General features: G+C 64.0%; 16 protein-coding genes. 14 read left to right on the forward strand and 2 right to left on the reverse strand.

Annotation, left to right across the window (positions count from 1 at the left end; genetic code table 11):
* The 3 genes from hflC (at window position 1) to ACP146_RS03820 (ending at window position 3015) form a co-directional block, all read left to right on the forward strand.
* Entirely contained in the window at window positions 1-882 is an 882-nt protein-coding gene (gene hflC / locus ACP146_RS03810) for a protease modulator HflC (RefSeq protein ID WP_422365441.1), read from the forward strand.
* A gap of 154 nt (window positions 883-1036) precedes the next feature.
* Complete coding sequence (locus tag ACP146_RS03815) at window positions 1037-1222, forward strand: DUF2065 domain-containing protein (RefSeq protein WP_422365442.1); 186 nt, start codon at window positions 1037-1039, stop codon at window positions 1220-1222.
* A 293-nt stretch (window positions 1223-1515) separates the two neighbouring features.
* Window positions 1516-3015, forward strand: coding sequence for a DegQ family serine endoprotease (locus ACP146_RS03820; protein WP_422365443.1), 1500 nt, complete (start codon window positions 1516-1518; stop codon window positions 3013-3015).
* 59 nt (window positions 3016-3074) lie between these two features.
* Here the strand turns inward: ACP146_RS03820 and serB are convergent, their stop codons facing one another.
* Entirely contained in the window at window positions 3075-3995 is a 921-nt protein-coding gene (serB, locus tag ACP146_RS03825) for a phosphoserine phosphatase SerB (protein ID WP_422365444.1), read from the reverse strand.
* A gap of 65 nt (window positions 3996-4060) precedes the next feature.
* Between serB and miaA the strand changes: the two genes are divergently transcribed.
* From miaA to ACP146_RS03860, 7 genes are all read left to right on the forward strand, one after another.
* Complete coding sequence (miaA, locus tag ACP146_RS03830; protein ID WP_422365445.1) at window positions 4061-5044, forward strand: tRNA (adenosine(37)-N6)-dimethylallyltransferase MiaA; 984 nt, start codon at window positions 4061-4063, stop codon at window positions 5042-5044.
* Between the two features lie 189 nt (window positions 5045-5233).
* Window positions 5234-7015 carry an acetolactate synthase 3 large subunit gene (locus ACP146_RS03835; RefSeq protein ID WP_422365446.1) on the forward strand — a complete coding sequence of 594 codons (1782 nt, stop codon included), beginning with the start codon at window positions 5234-5236 and terminating at the stop codon, window positions 7013-7015.
* A 71-nt stretch (window positions 7016-7086) separates the two neighbouring features.
* Window positions 7087-7602 carry an acetolactate synthase small subunit gene (ilvN, locus tag ACP146_RS03840; protein WP_422365447.1) on the forward strand — a complete coding sequence of 172 codons (516 nt, stop codon included), beginning with the start codon at window positions 7087-7089 and terminating at the stop codon, window positions 7600-7602.
* Window positions 7603-7762: 160 nt separating this feature from the next.
* Entirely contained in the window at window positions 7763-8575 is an 813-nt protein-coding gene (locus tag ACP146_RS03845; protein WP_422365448.1) for a class II glutamine amidotransferase, read from the forward strand.
* Window positions 8576-8726: 151 nt separating this feature from the next.
* Complete coding sequence (gene ilvC, locus ACP146_RS03850) at window positions 8727-9746, forward strand: ketol-acid reductoisomerase (protein ID WP_422365449.1); 1020 nt, start codon at window positions 8727-8729, stop codon at window positions 9744-9746.
* 326 nt (window positions 9747-10072) lie between these two features.
* Entirely contained in the window at window positions 10073-10666 is a 594-nt protein-coding gene (locus ACP146_RS03855; RefSeq protein ID WP_422365450.1) for a GNAT family N-acetyltransferase, read from the forward strand.
* A gap of 186 nt (window positions 10667-10852) precedes the next feature.
* The gene (locus ACP146_RS03860; protein ID WP_422365451.1) at window positions 10853-11989 is read left to right on the forward strand and encodes an alpha-D-ribose 1-methylphosphonate 5-triphosphate diphosphatase; all 1137 of its coding nucleotides are present in this window, start codon (window positions 10853-10855) and stop codon (window positions 11987-11989) included.
* 194 nt (window positions 11990-12183) lie between these two features.
* Here ACP146_RS03860 and ACP146_RS03865 read toward each other — a convergent pair whose 3' ends face one another.
* Window positions 12184-12996 carry an aspartate dehydrogenase gene (locus tag ACP146_RS03865; RefSeq protein ID WP_422365452.1) on the reverse strand — a complete coding sequence of 271 codons (813 nt, stop codon included), beginning with the start codon at window positions 12994-12996 and terminating at the stop codon, window positions 12184-12186.
* A 263-nt stretch (window positions 12997-13259) separates the two neighbouring features.
* Here ACP146_RS03865 and ACP146_RS03870 point away from each other — a divergent pair, with 263 nt between their 5' ends.
* The 4 genes from ACP146_RS03870 (at window position 13260) to ACP146_RS03885 (ending at window position 18284) form a co-directional block, all read left to right on the forward strand.
* Entirely contained in the window at window positions 13260-14243 is a 984-nt protein-coding gene (locus tag ACP146_RS03870) for a Bug family tripartite tricarboxylate transporter substrate binding protein (protein WP_422365453.1), read from the forward strand.
* Window positions 14244-14347: 104 nt separating this feature from the next.
* The gene (locus ACP146_RS03875) at window positions 14348-14863 is read left to right on the forward strand and encodes a tripartite tricarboxylate transporter TctB family protein (RefSeq protein WP_422365454.1); all 516 of its coding nucleotides are present in this window, start codon (window positions 14348-14350) and stop codon (window positions 14861-14863) included.
* A 61-nt stretch (window positions 14864-14924) separates the two neighbouring features.
* Window positions 14925-16580, forward strand: coding sequence for a tripartite tricarboxylate transporter permease (locus ACP146_RS03880; protein ID WP_422365455.1), 1656 nt, complete (start codon window positions 14925-14927; stop codon window positions 16578-16580).
* Window positions 16581-17243: 663 nt separating this feature from the next.
* The gene (locus tag ACP146_RS03885) at window positions 17244-18284 is read left to right on the forward strand and encodes a rod shape-determining protein (protein ID WP_167223262.1); all 1041 of its coding nucleotides are present in this window, start codon (window positions 17244-17246) and stop codon (window positions 18282-18284) included.
* Window positions 18285-18332: the final 48 nt, after the last annotated feature.

The following is an 18332-nucleotide window of genomic DNA, read 5'->3' on the forward strand; positions in this document are numbered from 1 at the left end:
ATGGGAAATTTCGTGAAACCGGCCATTATCGTCGCCATCTTTGTGCTCGGCCTTGTCGCCTATGGCTCTCTGTTCACCGTCGACGAACGCCAGCAGGCGATCGTCATGCAGTTCGGTGAGCCCAAGCGGGTGATTTCCGAACCGGGTCTTTCGTGGAAAGTGCCTCTGCTTCAGAACGTGCAGTATTATGAGAAGCGGGTTCTGAATCTCGATCCGCCGGAAGAGAACATCCTGCTGTCGGATCAGAAGCGCCTGATCGTGGATGTCTTCGCGCGCTATAAGATCGACGATCCGCTGCTGTTCTTTCAGACCGTGCGGACTGAGAGTGTGGCCCGTCAACGTCTTGGCGGCATCATCAATGGCCGCCTGCGCCAAGTCCTGGGTAACGAGACCCTGACGGCGGTTCTCTCCGACGAGCGTGTTCGCATCCTGGCCAGCATTCGTGAGAATGTGGACCGGGAGACGCGGCGTTTCGGTATCGCGCTGGTGGACGTGCGTATCCGCCGGGCCGATCTGCCGGACGAGACTCGTGAGTCAGTCTACGACCGCATGCGCTCTGAGCGCGAACGCGAAGCGGCCGAGTTCCGTGCCCAGGGCTTCGAGCAGTCCGAGCGCATCAAGTCGGCGGCGGATCGTGAGGCCACGGTCATCGCCGCCGAGGCCAAGCGGGAATCGGAAATCCTGCGCGGTCAGGGTGAGGGCCTGCGGACCGAAATCCTGAACAATGCCTACGGCCAGGATCCGGAGTTCTTCAATTTCTACCGCTCCATGCAGGCCTACAGCGAAGCGCTGGACAGCCAGAGCACCTTCATGGTGCTGTCGCCGGACAGCGAATTCTTCAGCTTCTTCGACCAGACCGAGCGGGCTGCCGGTCAGCAATGACCGCGCCGGCCCGGTGCCTTCGGCGCCGTGAAAAGAACTGTAAACTGGTGACGGGGCCGGCCCTTCGGGTCGGCCCCTTCCTTGTCGGCGCCTCTTTCGAAGGCCCTGGGGTCTTGGTCTTGGGCGGATGTCTCGTCTTGAATCCGGGTAGGATATGACCGATTTCCTGACCGCTCTGGCGCTTGTTCTTGTAATCGAAGGGCTGTTTCTGGCGGTTTTCCCGCATCGATTGCGCCAGATACTGCAGATGCTGGAAGAAATGACGCCGGAGCGCCTTCGCTTCGGCGGCCTCTGCGCCGCCGCCCTCGGGGTCTTCGGGGTATGGTTGCTGCGCGGCTGAAACCCAACAAACCTCTGGGTTTGAGTGAGGGCGTCATAAATTCGCCCACTTCGTATCCCAGGCTTCAGATGCTACACTTTTTTTTGAGAGGACCTACAAACCGGCTGCGAAAAGGTCCAAGTTGGCATTCTAGAGGGAACAAGCGAAGCCAGAAGGGGCGGTCGGAGGCGCCGAAGAGCGGTGTCTGCCCAGCGGTGGCTTCAGCCAGGGAACCCTTGCCGGCGCCTGCTTTTGCTTGAAAGAGGGGCCGGCCATTTATGGAGCAGCGCTCCAAGCGAGGGAGAAAATCTAAAGTGACGCGAATTTCCACAACGCGACGGCGCAAGGCGATTGCTCTTGCGGCAGAACAGTCGGCCGGGACGCGGCGCTGGCTGGTGGGGGCTGCGCTCCTGCTCTGCGCCTTCATTATGCTGGCTTGGTCGTCTGCCGTGCAGGCGCGCTCGGCGCCGGACTCCTTCGCTGACATGGTCGAACGGCTGCTGCCGGCGGTGGTCAACATCCAGACCCGGCAGACCATCGAAGGCGGTCAGGCCGAACAGTTCGAGGAGTTCTTCAAGGAGTTCTTCGAGCGCCGCGGCGAGGGCGGCGAACCGCCGCCGCAGCAGCAGCGTCGCGGCTCTTCCCTCGGCTCCGGCTTCGTTATCGACCCCAGCGGCTTTATCGTCACCAACCATCACGTCATCGCCGATGCCGATGAAGTGGAGGTTGTGCTATCCGACGGCACGAAGCTGGATGCGACCGTGGTCGGCAGCGACAAGGACACCGACCTCGCCCTCCTGAAAGTGGAAACCGATGCGCCTCTGCCCTCCACCGAGTGGGGCGACTCGAGCGAAACCCGCATCGGCGACTGGGTGGTCGCTATCGGCAACCCCTTCGGCCTCGGCGGTACGGTGACGGCCGGAATCGTCTCGGCCCGCCAGCGCGACATCAATGCCGGACGCTACGACAACTTCCTCCAGACCGACGCTGCCATCAACAAAGGCAACTCGGGCGGGCCGATGTTCAATCTCGAAGGACAGGTCATCGGCGTGAACACGGCGATCTTCTCGCCCTCGGGCGGCTCGGTGGGCATCGGCTTCGCCACGCCTTCCTCGATGGCCAAGAACATCATCGCGCAGCTGCGTGATTCCGGTGAAGTGCGGCGCGGCTGGCTGGGTGTGCGCATCCAGAACGTGACCGACGAGCTGGCCGAAGGCCTGCGGCTCGAGCGTCCCCGCGGCGCCCTGGTGGCGGCGGTGACCGAGGGTGGCCCGGCGGAAGAAGCCGGCATCAAGCAGGGCGACGTGATTCTGGAATTCAATGGCCGTGAGGTGTCGGAGATGCGCCGCCTGCCGGCCATGGTTGCCGAAACCGCGGTGAACTCCACGGTGGACGTGACGATCTGGCGCCGCTCGAAGGAGGAGAAGGTCCGGGTGACGATCGGCGAGTTGGAGGCCGATCAAGTGGCCACCGCGCCGGCCGATCAGAAGCCGGAAGCGCTCTCCCCCAGCGAGATGGAGTCCCTCGGCCTGGCGCTCGGCAAGATCACGCCGGAACTGCGGGCCCGCTTTGAACTGGACGAGGGCACCAAGGGCGTTGTCATCACCGAGGTCGAAGAAGGCGGCTCCGGCGCCGAGAAGGGACTGCGTCCCGGCGACGTCATCGTCGAGGTCGATCAGGAGGAGGTGCTGCAGCCCTCCGACGTCGTCGAGAAGGTGGAGAAGGCCAAATCCGAGGGCTACCGCGTGGTGACCCTCCTGGTCTTCCGCCAGGGCGACTTCCAGTGGGTCGCGGTGCGGATCGACCAGAGCTAGTAAAGAGTCTGTCTAAGAATGCGGCGGCGTGCTTCGGTGCGCCGCCGCTTTCATTTCCGCTAGCTGGCTTCGGCGGTAGCGTCGTCCTCGCGGAACTCGCTGCGCCGGAAACCCTGCATGTAGAGCAGAGCGGTAAGGTCGCCGTGATCGATGCGGAACTGCGCGGCGGCCCGCACCTTGGGCTTGCCGTGATAGGCGACTCCAAGGCCGGCGGCGCCGATCATCGCCAGGTCGTTGGCCCCGTCGCCGACCGCGCAGCTGTCCTGCAGGGTCAGCCCCAGGCTTTTGGTCAGTTCTTCAAGCGCCACCAGCTTTGCGGCGCGGCCGAGGATGGGATCCAGTACCCGCCCGGTGAGATGTCCGTTTTCGATCTCCAGCCGGTTGGCGCGGTCCTCGCTGAAGCCGCAGGCCGCGCGGACCTTTTCCGTGAAGAAGGTGAAACCGCCGGAGACGAGGGCACAGTAGGCGCCGGCCGCATGCATGGTCGCCACCAGGGTCTTTGCACCGGGATTCAGGGTCATGGCCGCCGCTGCGGATTCCAGGGTTTCCCTCTTCATCCCCGTCAGCAGGCCGACGCGCTCGCGCAAGGCGGCCTCGAAGTCCAGCTCCCCCGCCATGGCCAGCGCAGTGATCTCCTCCACCTCCGGCCCGATCCCGGCGACACCGGCCAGTTCGTCCAGCATCTCCTCGGCGATGATGGTCGATTCCATGTCGGCGATCAGCAGGCGCTTGCGGCGTCCGCTGCTCGGCTGGATCACGAGGTCCAGCGGCGCCGGCCCCAGGGCTTCGCGCACCAGGGCCTGGGTGATGGTCGGCTCGCTGCCGTCGAAGGGAATGTCGCAGGCGATGCCCTCCGCCAGCCAGTCGGCTTCGCCGGGCGTGCTGCGGCTTGCTGCGACGGCGCCGCGCGCGGCCTCCACCAAGGCGGCGTTCAACGGCCTTGAGCGCGGGTCCCCGATCACGGTAAGCACATATTCCATCGGCGGCTTATACAGAGGCCGCCCTCTATCCCGCAAGGCGCGCTGACGGGTTACGACTGCCACCAATGACGCATCGCAATGAAGAGTTTTCGGAGAAACAACCTCCGGACGTGGTGATGATCGCCGGACCGACAGCCTCCGGGAAGTCGGGGCTTGCGGCCGCGTTGGCCCAGGCCCTCGACGGTGTCGTGATCAACGCCGATTCGATGCAAGTCTATCGCGAACTCAGCGTTCTCACCGCCCGGCCCTCACCGGCAGAGGTGGAGAAGGTGCCGCATCGCCTCTACGGCACTCTGAGCGGCGCCGAATCCTGTTCTGCCGGGGCCTGGCGGGACTTGGCCATGAAGGAGGTGGCGGCGGCGCTGGATGCCGGAAAACTGCCGATCCTGGTCGGCGGCACCGGCCTCTACCTGCAGGGGTTCGAGCAGGGCCTGAACGCGGTGCCGGCGATTCCCGAAAATATTCGCCGGGCAACCCGCGCCGAACTGGCGGAAGGCGGTGCCGCTGCCCTGCATGGGAAGCTGGCGGAAAGGGATCCGGTCATGGCCGCCCGGCTTTCACCGAACGATGGCCAGCGCCTGGCCCGCGCCTGGGAGGTGCTGGCGGCCACCGGGCGCTCGCTGGCCGCGTGGCAGGCCGAGGAGCCGGAACCGGCGCCCTTTCATTTCATCAAGCTCTGCCTGCTGCCGCCGCGCGAGGCGCTTTATGCCGACTGCGACGCGCGTCTGGCGGCGATGCTGGATCAGGGCGCCCTGGCCGAGGTGGAAAGTCTTATGGCCCTCGATCTGGATCCCGGCCTGCCGGTGATGAAGGCCCTGGGGGTGCCGGAACTGGCTGCCCATCTGGCCGGTGCGGAAAGTCTGGAGTCGGCCCTGGCCCGGGCGCAGCAGGCCACGCGGCGCTACGCCAAACGCCAGATGACCTGGCTGCGCCATCAATTCTTGAGTAATGATACGAAAATTATGGTTATAGAGGCGCAATATTCCGAAAGCTTATTGCCCGAAATATTAGCGAAAATTCGTCAAATCCTGTTGACCAAGCCCTGTTAAGGGGATAGGGTCGCGCTCCTTCGGCCCCGAAAACGGGCCGAACAGCGGCCTTTAGCCGCATACCGCAGGGGCATTTCTGCTGCGGAGAAGGATTTCTTGGCCGGTTCAGCCGGCCTATTTTGTGACTGATGACGATTGGTGTGGCCTCCCCAGGGGTCTTAATCTGCGGGGGCCGAAGGGAGAACTGTGATGGCCGGTAGAAAGTGGACCGACGTGCCGACGATGTCTGGAGCCGACATGCTGATCAAAGCGCTGAAGGACCAGGGCGTCGAGGTCGTATTCGGCTATCCCGGCGGCGCCGTCCTGCCGATCTATGATGCGCTCTTCCAGCAGAATGAGATCCAGCACATTCTGGTGCGCCAGGAAGGCGGCGCGGTTCACGCAGCCGAAGGCTATGCGCGCTCCACCGGCAAGGTGGGCGTGGTCCTGGTGACCTCCGGTCCCGGCGCCACCAACGCGGTGACCGGGTTGACCGACGCGCTGATGGATTCGATCCCGATTGTCTGCCTGACCGGCCAGGTGCCGACCCATCTGATCGGCAACGACGCCTTTCAGGAGGCCGACACCACCGGCATTACCCGGCCCTGCACCAAGCATAACTACCTGGTGAAGGAAGTCGCCGACCTGCCGCGCACCCTGCACGAGGCTTTCTTCGTGGCGCAGAACGGCCGCCCCGGCCCGGTGGTGATCGACCTCCCCAAGGACGTGATGCAGGCGAAGAGCGATTGCTACATCCCGCCGGAAGAGGTGAAGCACCGCAGCTATCGCCCGCAGGTAAAGGCCGAGGACGACAAGATCGCAGAGGCGGTGGCGATGATCGCCAAGGCCAAGCGGCCGATCGTCTATGCCGGCGGCGGCGTCATCAATTCGGGGCCCAAGGCCTCCGAGCTGCTGACCCGCTTCGTGAAGCTGCTGGGCGTGCCCTGCACCAACACCCTGATGGGCCTCGGCGCCTATCCCGGCAGCGATCCGCAGTTCGTCGGCATGCTGGGGATGCACGGCACCTACGAAGCCAACCTCGCGATGTACAACTGTGATGTGATGATCAACATCGGCGCGCGTTTCGACGACCGGGTGACCGGGCGCCTCGACGAGTTCTCGCCCAGCTCCAAGAAGATCCACGTCGACATCGATGCTTCTTCCATCAACAAGAACGTGATGGTCGACCTGCCCATCGTCGGTGACGCGGGCTCGGTTCTGGAAGACCTGCTGGCCGCCTGGAAAGCCGGCGGTCATGAACTCGACCAGAAGGCTTTAAAGGCCTGGTGGGAAAAGATCGACGAGTGGCGCGCCCGCGACTGCCTGAAGTTCGAGCAGAAGGGCCAGATCATCAAGCCGCAGCACGCCATCAAGCGCCTTTACGAGCTGACCAAGGACCGCAGTCCCTTCATCACGACGGAAGTGGGCCAGCACCAGATGTGGGCGGCGCAGTACTTCAAGTTCGAAAAGCCGAACCACTGGATGACCTCCGGCGGGCTCGGCACCATGGGCTACGGCATGCCCGCGGCGCTGGGCGTGCAGCGCGCCCATCCCGAGGCCCTGGTGATCGACATCGCCGGCGAGGCCTCCATCCTGATGAACATTCAGGAGCTTTCCTGCATCGCGCAGTACGATCTGCCGGTGAAGGTCTTCATCGTCAACAATCAGTGGATGGGCATGGTGCGCCAGTGGCAGGAACTGCTGCATGGCGGGCGCTATTCGGAAAGCTACTCGGCTTCCCTGCCGGACTTCGTGAAGCTGGCGGAGTCCTTCCACGCCGTCGGCATCCGCTGCGAGAAGGCCGATGATCTGGACGACAAGATCATGGAGATGATCGAGACGCCCAAGCCGGTGATCTTCGACTGTCTCGTGGCCCAGGACGAAAACTGCTTCCCGATGATCCCCTCCGGCGCTGCGCACTACGAGATGCTGCTCGGTCCGGACGACAAGGCCGCCAAGCCGATTTCCGAGGAGGGCATGGTGCTCGTCTAGAAAGGACGGCGCCCGCAACTTCCTTTCACGACTGCAGAAGACGAAAGCGGCCGAACGGCCGGCGACAGACCATGGCGAACAAAAGCATAGAGATCGAGAAACGCACCATCGCGGTGCTGGTGGACAACGAACCCGGCGTGCTGGCCCGGGTCATCGGCCTGTTCTCCGGGCGCGGCTACAACATCGAAAGCCTGACGGTGACCGAGGTCGATCCGCTGGAGAAGCGCTCGCGGATCACGGTCGTCACTTCCGGCACGCCGCAGATCCTGGAACAGATCAAGGCCCAGCTCGACCGCTTGGTGCCGATCCAGCGGGTCAGCGACCTCTCGCTGGAAGGCCCCTCGGTCGAGCGCGAGCTGGCCCTGGTGAAGGTTGCCGGCGCCGGGGAGAAGCGCGTCGAATCCCTGCGCATCGCCGACATCTTCCGGGCCAGCGTGGTGGACTCCAGCCACGACCACTTCGTTTTCGAGATGACCGGCAAGAGCGAGAAGCTGGACGTCTTCATCGACCTGATGCAGCCCCTCGGCCTGGTCGACGTCAGCCGCACCGGTGTGGTCGCCATCTCCCGCGGACCCCAGGGACTTTAGAAGCGGTTCTGCCGTTGGCGGGCCGATAGGGTAATTTTTCCCAAGAAAGCTCAAAAACTCGAATAATTTTGCCGTTCCGCCGTCGGCTGGGCGGCGCATTGCAAGCCTTTCTCCATTCTCTTCGGGTATTCTGTCCGGGGACTGAGAACGAGAGAAAGCCATGTGCCGCTGGCTGGCCTATACCGGGGAACCGGTCTTTCTGGATGAACTGATCTGCAAGCCGGACCACTCCCTGGTGGCCCAGAGCCTCTGTGCGAACGAGGCCAAGACGCCGACCAACGGCGACGGCTTCGGCATCGGCTGGTACGGCGAGCGGGCGGAGCCGGGGCTTTACCGCGAGGTGCTGCCGGCCTGGAACGACCCGAACCTCGCCAGCCTGGCTCATCAACTGCGCGCCGGGTTGTTCTTCGCCCATGTCCGCGCCTCCACCGGCACCTCTTCGTCGCGACCCAACTGCCATCCCTTCGCCAAGGATCAATGGCTGTTCATGCACAACGGCCAGATCGGCGGCTATCTGGAACTGCGCCGGCGGCTGGAGGCCTTGATCCCCGATCCGCTCTATGACCACCGCGAAGGCACCACGGACAGCGAGATCCTGTTCCTGCTGCTCTTCGCCAACGGCCTGGAGGACGACCCCCTGGGCGCCCTCTCGCGCACCCTGGCCCAGGTGATCGGGGTTATGGACTCTGCCGGCGTGGCGGCGCCGCTGCGCTTCACCTCGGCGCTCACCGACGGACGGTCGATCTATGCCCTTCGCTATGCCAGCGACGACCGCCCGCCGAGCCTCTACTGGCGTACGGGCGATCCGGCCGGGGCGTGGGGGGGTGCAGGCAGCGCCGTTTCCATCGTCTCCGAACCCCTGGAGCAGCCCGATACCTGGCAGGCTCTGCCGGCCAACCAGGTGCTGGTGGTCGGCCCGGATCGCTCGGTCAGCTTCGAAGCCCTCGAATTCCTGCAGACAGCGGCAGAATAGTCCCCACCTGAGCGCTCGAAACCCGCTGAAACCCTGCTATGCGGCAGATGCAGGCGGCCATGCCGGGAATCCCGTTGCGCTTTGCCGTCCGGCGCATTAGAACCCCGGCGAGCCAATTCGAACAACAAAAGTACAAAGGGAGACGGCCGCCATGCGCGTCTATTACGATCGTGACGCCGACGTCAATCTGATCAAGGGCAAGAAAGTCGCCATCGTCGGCTACGGCAGCCAGGGCCATGCCCATGCCAACAACCTGAAGGACAGCGGCGTTGCCGACGTCCGCGTCGCCCTGCGCGCCGGTTCGGCGACCGCCAAGAAGGCCGAGAACGCCGGCCTTCAGGTGATGACCCCGGAGGAAGCCGCCAAGTGGGCCGACGTGGTCATGATGCTGACCCCCGACGAGCTGCAGGCCGACATCTACCGCGACTCCCTGGAGCCGAACCTGAAAGAGGGCGCGGCCCTGGCCTTCGCCCACGGCCTGAACGTCCACTTCAGCCTGATTGAGCCGCGCAAGGACCTCGACGTCTTCATGATCGCGCCCAAGGGCCCGGGCCACACCGTGCGGTCGGAATATGTGCGCGGCGGCGGCGTGCCCTGCCTCATCGCGGTGGCGCAGAATGCTTCGGGCAACGCCCAGGAGATCGCGCTGTCTTACGCCTCTGCCATCGGCGGCGGGCGCTCCGGCGTTATCGAGACCACTTTCAAGGAAGAGTGCGAGACCGATCTTTTCGGCGAGCAGGTGGTGCTCTGCGGCGGTCTGACGGCGCTCATCCAGGCCGGCTACGAGACGCTTTGCGAGGCCGGCTACGCGCCGGAGATGGCCTACTTCGAGTGCCTGCACGAAGTGAAGCTGATCGTCGATCTGATGTACGAGGGCGGCATGGCCAACATGCGCTACTCGATCTCCAACACCGCTGAGTTCGGCGACTACGTCACCGGCCCGCGCATCGTCACCGACGAGACCAAGGCGGAGATGAAGCGGGTGCTGGACGACATTCAGTCCGGCCGTTTCGCCCGCGACTGGGTGACCGAGTGCAAGGCCGGCCAGCCCTCCTTCAAGGCGCTGCGCCGCCGCTCGGCCGAGCACAACATCGAGGAAGTCGGCGCCAAGCTGCGCGCCATGATGCCCTGGATCGCGGCCAACCAGCTGGTCGACAAGGAAAAGAACTAAAAGCCTTTCCTTCGAACGCCAATCGTCGAACTTGGGTGTTCACCTTCGGGCCTCGCGCGGGAATGTGCGGGGCCCGAAGTGTTTTTGCTTGAGTGACAGTTTCCTTCCGCTTCGCGGAAGGCCCCCTCACCCTCCCACTGCGTGGGCCCCTCCCTCTCCCACAAGGGGAGAGGGATTCACAGCCGCGCACTTTTTTGGTTCTCCCTCTCCCCTGGTGGGAGAGGGTCGGGGTGAGGGGGCGTTCCGCGAAGCGGAGGGCGAAGAAGGTGGCACCACGCAACATCTTCGGTTAGCTTGCGCGCCGCCGTGCCGACCGGAAGAGAGCGATGCAGAGCGAAACCTTCACCCCCCTCAAGACCGAACGCCTGATTCTCCGCCCCTGGCGCGACGCGGATGTCGAGCCCTTCGCGGCGCTGAATGCCGATCCGGTGGTGATGGAACACTTCCCGGCAATTCAGACCCGCGCCGAGACCGAGGCCGTGATGGCGCGCATCGGTCAGGAGATGGCTAAACACGGATTCAGTTGGTTTGCGGTAGAGGTGCCGGGCGTCGCCCCCTTCATCGGCTTCATCGGCCTCTGGGCGCCGAGTTTCGACGCCCCCTTCACCTCGATCCAGAACCCCATCGTCGAGGTCGGCTGGCGTCTCGCCAAGGAGTTTTGGGGCAAGGGTTATGCAACCGAAGGCGCCCGCGAATGCCTGCGCTTCGGTTTCGACGACCTCGGCCTGAAGGAAATCGTTTCCTTCACCACGACGACCAACACACCGTCCCAGAAGGTCATGCAACGCCTCGGCATGACCCACGACCCGGCAGATGATTTCGACCATCCCAAGGTGGCGAAAGGCCACCGGCTGGAACGGCACGTGCTGTATCGGATGAGGAAGGAAGGCTGGCAGGAGGGTGAGGACCTTCCAATTTGAAGCCATGTTCCTGTCGTCACCCTCGGATTTGTTCCGAGGGTCCATTGGTCCGTTCGCTGGAACCTCTGCGAGAAGGGTTCGGTTCTGCCACTGCAATGGATGCTCGGAACAAGTCCGAGCATGACGGTTGGAATGAGTGGCGAGGGCTAACGCAGCCTTCACGCCATCTAACACAGGGGAAGTAACATGACGACGTCTGTGAGCCTGACCGGCGGTCAGGTGCTGACGCCCCAGGGCGATCTTGAAGCCGCCGACCTGCACATCGCCGACGGACGTGTTGTCGATAGGCCGGCCGCCGATGCCTTGCACATCGACTGCCGCGGATACCATGTGCTGCCCGGCATCGTCGACGTTCACGGCGATGCCTTCGAACTCGAACTGCATCCGCGTCCCGGCGTCGACATCGCCTTTCCCATCGCCATGGCCTCGGTCGACCGGCAGTTGCTGGCGAACGGCATCACCACCGCTTTTCACGGGCTGACAGTTTCCTGGGAGCCAGGCGCGCGCAGCCTTGCCGCCGGACGCCGCTTCATGGCGGAGCTGCAGGCCCTGGCGCCGCGTTTCATGGCCGATCACCGCGTGCAGCTGCGCTGGGAGACCTTTGCCCATGACGCCATCGACGACATCGCCGATTGGCTGACCCTTCATCCGACACCGGCGCTGGCCTTCAACGATCACACCACCTCGACACTCGAAACCGTGAAAGCCGGCGATCATCACAAGCTCAACAAGTGGGCGCAGCGCGCCGGTGTCACGCTGGAGCAGTATCTGGCCCAGGTCGAGGCGGTGGGCCAACGCGCGCCGGAGGTTCCGGCAAAGATCCGTGAAGTCGCAGCGCTGGCCGGACGGCAGGGCGTCGTCATGCTGGCCCACGACGAATGGACCGGCGCCGAGCGGACGCGCCACCGCGATCTGGGGATGCGCGTCAGCGAATTCCCCCTCGCGCGCGAGGTGGCGGCGGATGCGATGGCCGGCGGCGAACATGTCGTCATGGGCGGCCCCAACGTCATCCGCGGCGGCAGCCACACCGGCGCCCTCTCGGCCGAGGAAGCGATCGGCGAAGGCCTCTGTTCTGTGCTGGCCTCCGACTACTACTATCCCAGCCTGCTGCACGCCGCCGAACGTCTCGTCGAGAGCGGGCTGCGATCCCTCGACGAAGCCTGGGACCTGGTTTCCCGGAACCCGGCGGCGGCGATGGGCCTGGACGACCGCGGGACGCTGGAGACCGGCCGCCGCGCTGATGTCGCCGTCGTCGACTGCACAGGCCCCTGGCGGCTGGTTCATACAGTGGCTGGTGGGAAGATCGTGAGCTTCGGCGGCTGAGATGATGTGTGGCGCTCCGCGCCTCCCCCTCACCCCGACCTTCTCCCACGGAGGGGAGAGGGAGAAACAAAAGAGGGTCGCTGTAGTCCCCTCTCCCCTCCGTGGGAGAGGGAGGGCCCCGCGTAGCGGGAGGGTGAGGGGGAATTCAGCTTCCAGCGTTATCGGGAGCGTAAGCGGCAGGCGCGGAACGCCGCCTAAGTCCCTACCCTCAGCGGTCCCGTCATCCGCCGCAGCGTCGCCAGGACGGAGAGCGCGGTGATCTTGCCGGTCTTGGGGTTTTCCTCCGTCGGCACGTTTTCGATGGTCATGGTCAGGCGGGCGGCGTCGGCCTCCACCTGCACGGTGTGGGTGTTGCGGGTGACCGTGGGGTCGGCCCAGATCTGCAGGGCGGTCTTGTCGGGGCCGATACCGGCGAGGCTCAAGGCCGCGGCGACGTTCACGTTGGCGGGAAAGCCCCTGGCGCCGTCGCGGGCGCTGCCTTCGAAGACCAGCTTGGGTTCGGTCAGGCCCTCCACCGAGATGTCGTTTTCAACGAGGTGCGGCGCGCCGGCGAGGCCGCCGGGCGGCTTGCGGGTCACCAGGGTGACATGCTCCACCGGGCCCTCGGCGCAGGCCCGCACTGCATCCAGACCCAGCAGGGCGCCGGTCGGCACTACGATGGCGCCGCCCTTGTCTCTCGCCAGGTCGATCAGCGCCGGGCGCGGCAGCAGGGCGCCGACGGAAAGCGGGATCAGAGTCTTGCCGCGGCCCAGCACACTCTCCGCCAATTCACCGAAATGGGCGGCGGGCAGGCACTCGACCACCACATCCGCCCGTTCTGCCAGTTCGGTGAAGGGCAGCACCGGAACCGTGTTTTCGAAGCCGGACATGCGGGCCTCGGCCTTTACCGTGTCGCGGGCTGAGACCGCGGCCAGTTCCAGGCCCTCAATGCCCTGATTCAGTGCCTTGGCGACGGCATGGCCGATGGCCCCGAAACCGGCGATTGCCACTCTGATTTGTGCTGACAATATTGTTACTCCTGATAGGCGAGATCCGGCCTTTTTGGCGGCCTGGGCTGTTGTTTCCGGGCCCTGGCGGGTTACAGTAACAGGGAGACGACCGCAGGCCATCCCCGCTCTCGCCGGAGAGTGGAGAGGGCAGGGCGGTTGATTTGCTTTGAGTCTGTTGGATCTGCGTGTCCGTTGGATCTGCCTCTGGAAGGGACCGGGCAGGCTCCGGCGAACCGATAATGAATATCGAACCCGATATAAGGGAAGGGAGAACCAAGAACATGTTGAGAGGCAAACTTCTACTGGGAGCGGCGGCCCTGACGGCGGCTCTGGTAACCGGCGGTCTGTCGACGGCGCCGGCCGTGGCGGCGCCGGAGATTTCCTGCCGCACCGCCAAGCTGATCGTGCCCTGGGGCGCCGGCGGCGGCACCGACGTTATTTTCCGCACCTTCGTTGAGGCGGTAAACAACAAGGGTGCCGAGCCACAGCTTCAGGTCGTGAACATCGGCGGCCAGGGCGGCAACAAAGGCGCCAAGGAAGCGGTGAAGGCCGCGCCCGACGGCTGTACGCTCTTCGCCATCCACCAGAGCGCCCTGACGTCATATCTGAACGGTCGCGTGGACTTCACCTGGGATGCCTTCGAACCGGTCGCCATGCTGACCCGCACGCCGGCCATCTTCGGCGCCAATCCGGACGTGCCCTACAACAACATCACGGAACTGGTCGCTGCGGCCAAGGAGAAGCCGGGCGAGATCGTTGCCGGCGGCACCCTGGGGTCGACCAGCCACTTCGTCTTCCTGCTGCTGGAAGACGCGGCCGGCGTCAAGTTCAAGCACGTTTCCTATGACGGCACCCGCCAGCGCATGACCGCGCTGCTGGCCAAGAACATCGAGCTGGGTGAAATCAACCTGGCTTCGGCCAAGCAGTACATCGCCACCGGCGAGCTGAAGGCGCTGGGCATCACCACACCGGAGCGCAACAGCGAGATCGGCGAGGTCATGACCCTGAAGGAACAGGGCTATGATCTGGTCTACGGCACCGACCGCGGTGTCATGCTGCCCAAGGGCACGCCGCAGGAGATCATCGATCACTACGGCGCACTTTTCCAGCAGGCGGCAACCGATCCGGCGGTGATCGCCGAGATGAATGCCAAGGGGACCGAGGTCGTCTACTACGATCCGGCCGAGTATACGGCTTACTTCGAGGAAACCTTCACCAACTGGAAGCGGATCGCCAAGGAAGTCGGGCTCTATAAGGGCGAGTAACGCCTGAAAGCCCGTATCGGCAGAGTTCGGGCCCCGATGGTTTGCGCTATCGGGGCCGCTTTGCCACCAACAAGAAAACAGGGACGTTTTGAGGGGGATTGCCGGTGACGCGCGTGAACCGGGACGTGGTGGTGGCCCTGGTGCTGCTGCTTTTTTGCGGGGTCTTCTTCTGGGAATCCTTCAACATCAGGCTGACCGACTTCGGCCAGATGAACTCGGCCGTCTGGCCGCGCGCCGTGCTGGCGGCTTTGACTCTGGCCAGCCTGATCTATCTGGCCCAGGCCCTGCGGGGTGACTTCCGGAGGGAAGCGGAAGATGCGGAGAGTGCGGAGGGCGCGCCGAAGGAGCCGGGCCTCATCGCCTGGCTCGCCAGTTACCGCAACGCCTTCTACTGTTACGGCCTGTTCCTCTTGTTTCTGCTGACCCTGCCGTTCTTCGGCATGTTGATCGGCGGAATCCTTTTTGTCTTTTGCGCGCTCACGCTTCTCGGATCCATGGAACTGAGGCTGGTGCCGATTCATGCCGCCGTCGCGGCGGGCACGGTTGGGGCCATGTGGGCCATCTTCACCTTCGGTCTGCGGGTCTTCCTGCCCGAAGGCGTGCTGATCTCGTTTAACTGACACAGGTAGCTGAGGCGGGATCTGATGAAGCAAGAGAACATGAAAGTGATCGGTCGTTCCCATGGGGTTTGAAACGCTCATCGGCGCCTTCGGCGAGGTCTTCGCGCCGGGCAATCTGATTTTGATGTTTGTCGGCGTCACCGCCGGCCTGATCGCCGGTTCGATCCCCGGTTTCACCATCACCATGGCGGTGGTGCTGACGTTGCCCTTTACCTTCGGCCTCTCGCCCGTCGAGGGCCTTTCGACCATGATCGGTGTCTTCGTCGGCGGCCTGTCCGGTGGCCTGATGTCCGGCATGCTGACCGGCATTCCCGGCACGCCCTCGTCGGTGGCGACGGTTTTCGACGGCTTTCCCCTGGTCCGCAAGGGCAGGCCCGGTCTCGCCCTGGGGCTGGGCGTCTGGTCCTCCTTCCTGGGCGGAATCATCTCCGCCGTCATCCTGGTCATGCTGGCCCCGCAGCTCGCCCGCATCGGGCTGGAATTCGGGCCCTGGGACTTCTTCTCCCTTGTGCTCTTCGCCCTCACCATCACCGCCAGCCTCTCGGGCGAGAACCTGACCAAGGGCATCATCGCGGGCCTTTTGGGGCTGACGATCGCCACCATCGGCTCCGACGAGGTGAACGGCGTCGCCCGCTTCAATTTCGGCACCGACATCCTGCAGAACGAGTTGAAGTTCCTGCCGGTGCTGGTGGGCCTCTTTGCCTTCTCCCAGTTGCTGAGCGACGTGCGCAGCCGCGACAAGGCCCGGCGGCCGCTGATGGAAAGCTCGGCCAAGGCGGTGCGGGTCGAGCACTTCGCCGCGGTCAAGATCATCCTGCGCCACTGGATCAATCTCGTGCGCTCCGCCTGCATCGGCGTCTTCACCGGCATTCTGCCGGCGGCGGGCGGCTCGATCTCCAACATCCTCGCCTATGACCAGGCCAAGAAGGCCTCCAAGGCGCCGGAAGAGTTCGGCAAAGGCTCGCCTGAGGGCATTATCGCGCCGGAAGCCTCCAACAACGCCACGGCCGGCGGCGCGCTGATCACCATGATGGCGCTGGGCATTCCCGGCGATATCGTCACCGCGGTGATGCTGGGGGCGCTGCTGATCCACAACGTGCAGCCCAGCCCGACCTTCATCACCGACAATCCGCAATTGGCCTACGGCATCTTCGTGGCCTTCTTCCTGGCGCATTTCATCATGATCGTCATGCAGGCCTTCTGCCTGCGCGCCTTTTTGATGATCGTGCGGATGCCCATGTACTTCCTCGCCTCGGTCATCCTGCTGTACTGCGCCATCGGGGTCTTTGCCCTGGACAACTCGGTCTTCAACATCTGGGTGCTCTTCGTCTTCGGAATCCTGGGTTACATCATGAAAACCCTGGGTTTTCCGCTTGCGCCGATCATTCTGGGGGTGGTCCTGGGCCACATTGCCGAGGTCAATCTGTCGCGTGCCGTGGGGACCAGCGACGACCTGACGCTCTTCCTCACGCGGCCCTGGTCGCTGTTCTTCCTGATCGTGGCGTTGTTCTCCGCCGCCTTCCCCTGGTACCAGCGCAATGTCGGCAAAAAACAGTGGACCCTGTTCTACGTTCCGCTGGCCAGTCTCGCACTCTCGCTGCCGTTGATCATGATGGGCGGCGTCGTGCGGCCGGGGATCGGCTGTCTGCTGATCGCTTATGCACTCTACAAGCTCTACCGCCGCCATCAGTCCGGCTGGGCCCTGGAAGAGCGTTGACGCGTCTGTAAGCCGATCGCATGCCTCTTTCATGGTGAATGCGGCTGTGGAGTCGGGGCCGTCCGGGCGCTGGCCAGGGTTTCTTCTGCGTGGAAAAAGCGTAGGAAGGCCCTGGACTTCAGCAATTCTTAACGCTTTCAAAATAGATATTGTTAACCTCAAGAGTGGCGTTTAGAAAAGTAGGCGTTAACCACGCTTCTGAACGATAGGGCCGACCCATGGTCCGCACGCGCCGAGACGGGAGATGGCGCGGAACGACAGGGTCAGAACCGCCGCGAAGGATCGCATCCTTCCAAAGGCGGGGCCGATAGAAGCGGTGAACCTTTCCCGTGGCCTTCGGGTCGGCCGTGCGCTTCTGCTTTTCGTTCGCCGCTCCACGCTGCCGCGGTTGACGGGGTGAGCGGGTTGTTGAGGGGAAGAAGGTTCACGGGATGTGACGCCGGTACGGCGCCGCAGGGGCCGGAAGGTCCGAGACGAAGGTGTAACAGGCAGTGTCATTTGCGATTTCAGCGAGAAATTTGCCCAAGGCCTCGGCGCCGGCGGCTTCTGCTGCTGTTTCCCGGTCCGGTCTTGCCGCCGCACCCGTTCTTTCGGTGATCTCGTGTTTCGAACAGCCGCAGGCTCTGCGGCCCCATAGGGTTTGACAAAAAGGCGATTGGATCGATGTTTTCTGGTTTGCTCGGCATGCTTTCCGCCGATATGGCGATCGACCTCGGTACAGCGAACACGCTGGTCTACGTAAAGGGGCGCGGTATCGTCTTGAACGAGCCCTCGGTGGTTGCGATCGCCGAGGTGAAAGGCAAGAAGCAGGTTCTGGCCGTCGGCGACGAAGCCAAGATGATGCTGGGCCGCACGCCGGGCAATATCCAGGCCATCCGTCCGCTGCGTGACGGCGTGATCGCCGACTTCGAGGTGGCGGAGGAAATGATCAAGCATTTCATCCGCAAAGTGCATAATCGCCGCTCTTTTGCTTCTCCCCAGGTCATCGTCTGCGTGCCCTCCGGTTCCACCGCCGTTGAGCGCCGCGCCATCCAGGAATCGGCGGAAAGTGCCGGTGCGCGCCGGGTTTTCCTGATCGAAGAGCCCATGGCCGCTGCGATCGGCGCCGGTCTGCCGGTGACCGAGCCCACCGGCTCCATGGTGGTCGACATCGGCGGCGGCACCACCGAGGTGGCGGTTCTCTCGCTCGGCGGTATCGTTTACTCCCGTTCGGTTCGCGTCGGCGGCGATAAGCTGGACGAGGCGATCATCGCCTACATCCGCCGCAATCATAACCTGCTGGTCGGCGAAGGCTCCGCCGAGCGGATCAAAAAGGAAATCGGCTCCGCCTGCCCGCCGGAAGACGGCGAGGGCGGCACCATGGAAATCAAGGGTCGGGATCTGATGAACGGCGTGCCGAAGGAACTGATCATCTCCGAACGGCAGATCTCCGAATCCCTGGCCGAGCCGGTCGGCGCAATCGTCGAAGCGGTGAAGGTCGCCCTGGAGCACACGGCGCCCGAACTGGCCGCCGACATCGTCGACAAAGGCATTGTCCTGACCGGCGGCGGCGCGCTGCTGGGCAATATGGACTATGTCCTCAGGGCCTCCACCGGGCTGCCGGTTTCCATTGCCGACGATCCGCTGTCCTGCGTCGCCCTCGGCACCGGGCGCTGCCTTGAAGAAATGAAGGTCCTGAAGAACGTCCTGATCTCCATGTATTGACCCCGTTATTGATCGGGCGTCGATTGGGCGTTACTTGGCGATCAAGGG

It is taken from the genome of Pelagibius sp., from assembly GCF_965249265.1.
Classification (GTDB): Bacteria; Pseudomonadota; Alphaproteobacteria; order Kiloniellales; family Kiloniellaceae; genus Pelagibius.

What these genes read in the sequence shown, in the direction of transcription:
- hflC (WP_422365441.1), top strand. Translation starts at nt 1, where the DNA reads ATGGGAAATTTCGTGAAACCGGCCATTATCGTCGCCATCTTTGTGCTC.
- ACP146_RS03815 (WP_422365442.1), top strand. Translation starts at nt 1,037, where the DNA reads ATGACCGATTTCCTGACCGCTCTGGCGCTTGTTCTTGTAATCGAAGGG.
- serB (WP_422365444.1), bottom strand. Translation starts at nt 3,995, where the DNA reads ATGGAATATGTGCTTACCGTGATCGGGGACCCGCGCTCAAGGCCGTTG.
- miaA (WP_422365445.1), top strand. Translation starts at nt 4,061, where the DNA reads ATGACGCATCGCAATGAAGAGTTTTCGGAGAAACAACCTCCGGACGTG.
- ACP146_RS03835 (WP_422365446.1), top strand. Translation starts at nt 5,234, where the DNA reads ATGGCCGGTAGAAAGTGGACCGACGTGCCGACGATGTCTGGAGCCGAC.
- ilvN (WP_422365447.1), top strand. Translation starts at nt 7,087, where the DNA reads ATGGCGAACAAAAGCATAGAGATCGAGAAACGCACCATCGCGGTGCTG.
- ACP146_RS03845 (WP_422365448.1), top strand. Translation starts at nt 7,763, where the DNA reads ATGTGCCGCTGGCTGGCCTATACCGGGGAACCGGTCTTTCTGGATGAA.
- ilvC (WP_422365449.1), top strand. Translation starts at nt 8,727, where the DNA reads ATGCGCGTCTATTACGATCGTGACGCCGACGTCAATCTGATCAAGGGC.
- ACP146_RS03855 (WP_422365450.1), top strand. Translation starts at nt 10,073, where the DNA reads ATGCAGAGCGAAACCTTCACCCCCCTCAAGACCGAACGCCTGATTCTC.
- ACP146_RS03860 (WP_422365451.1), top strand. Translation starts at nt 10,853, where the DNA reads ATGACGACGTCTGTGAGCCTGACCGGCGGTCAGGTGCTGACGCCCCAG.
- ACP146_RS03870 (WP_422365453.1), top strand. Translation starts at nt 13,260, where the DNA reads ATGTTGAGAGGCAAACTTCTACTGGGAGCGGCGGCCCTGACGGCGGCT.
- ACP146_RS03880 (WP_422365455.1), top strand. Translation starts at nt 14,925, where the DNA reads ATGGGGTTTGAAACGCTCATCGGCGCCTTCGGCGAGGTCTTCGCGCCG.
- ACP146_RS03885 (WP_167223262.1), top strand. Translation starts at nt 17,244, where the DNA reads ATGTTTTCTGGTTTGCTCGGCATGCTTTCCGCCGATATGGCGATCGAC.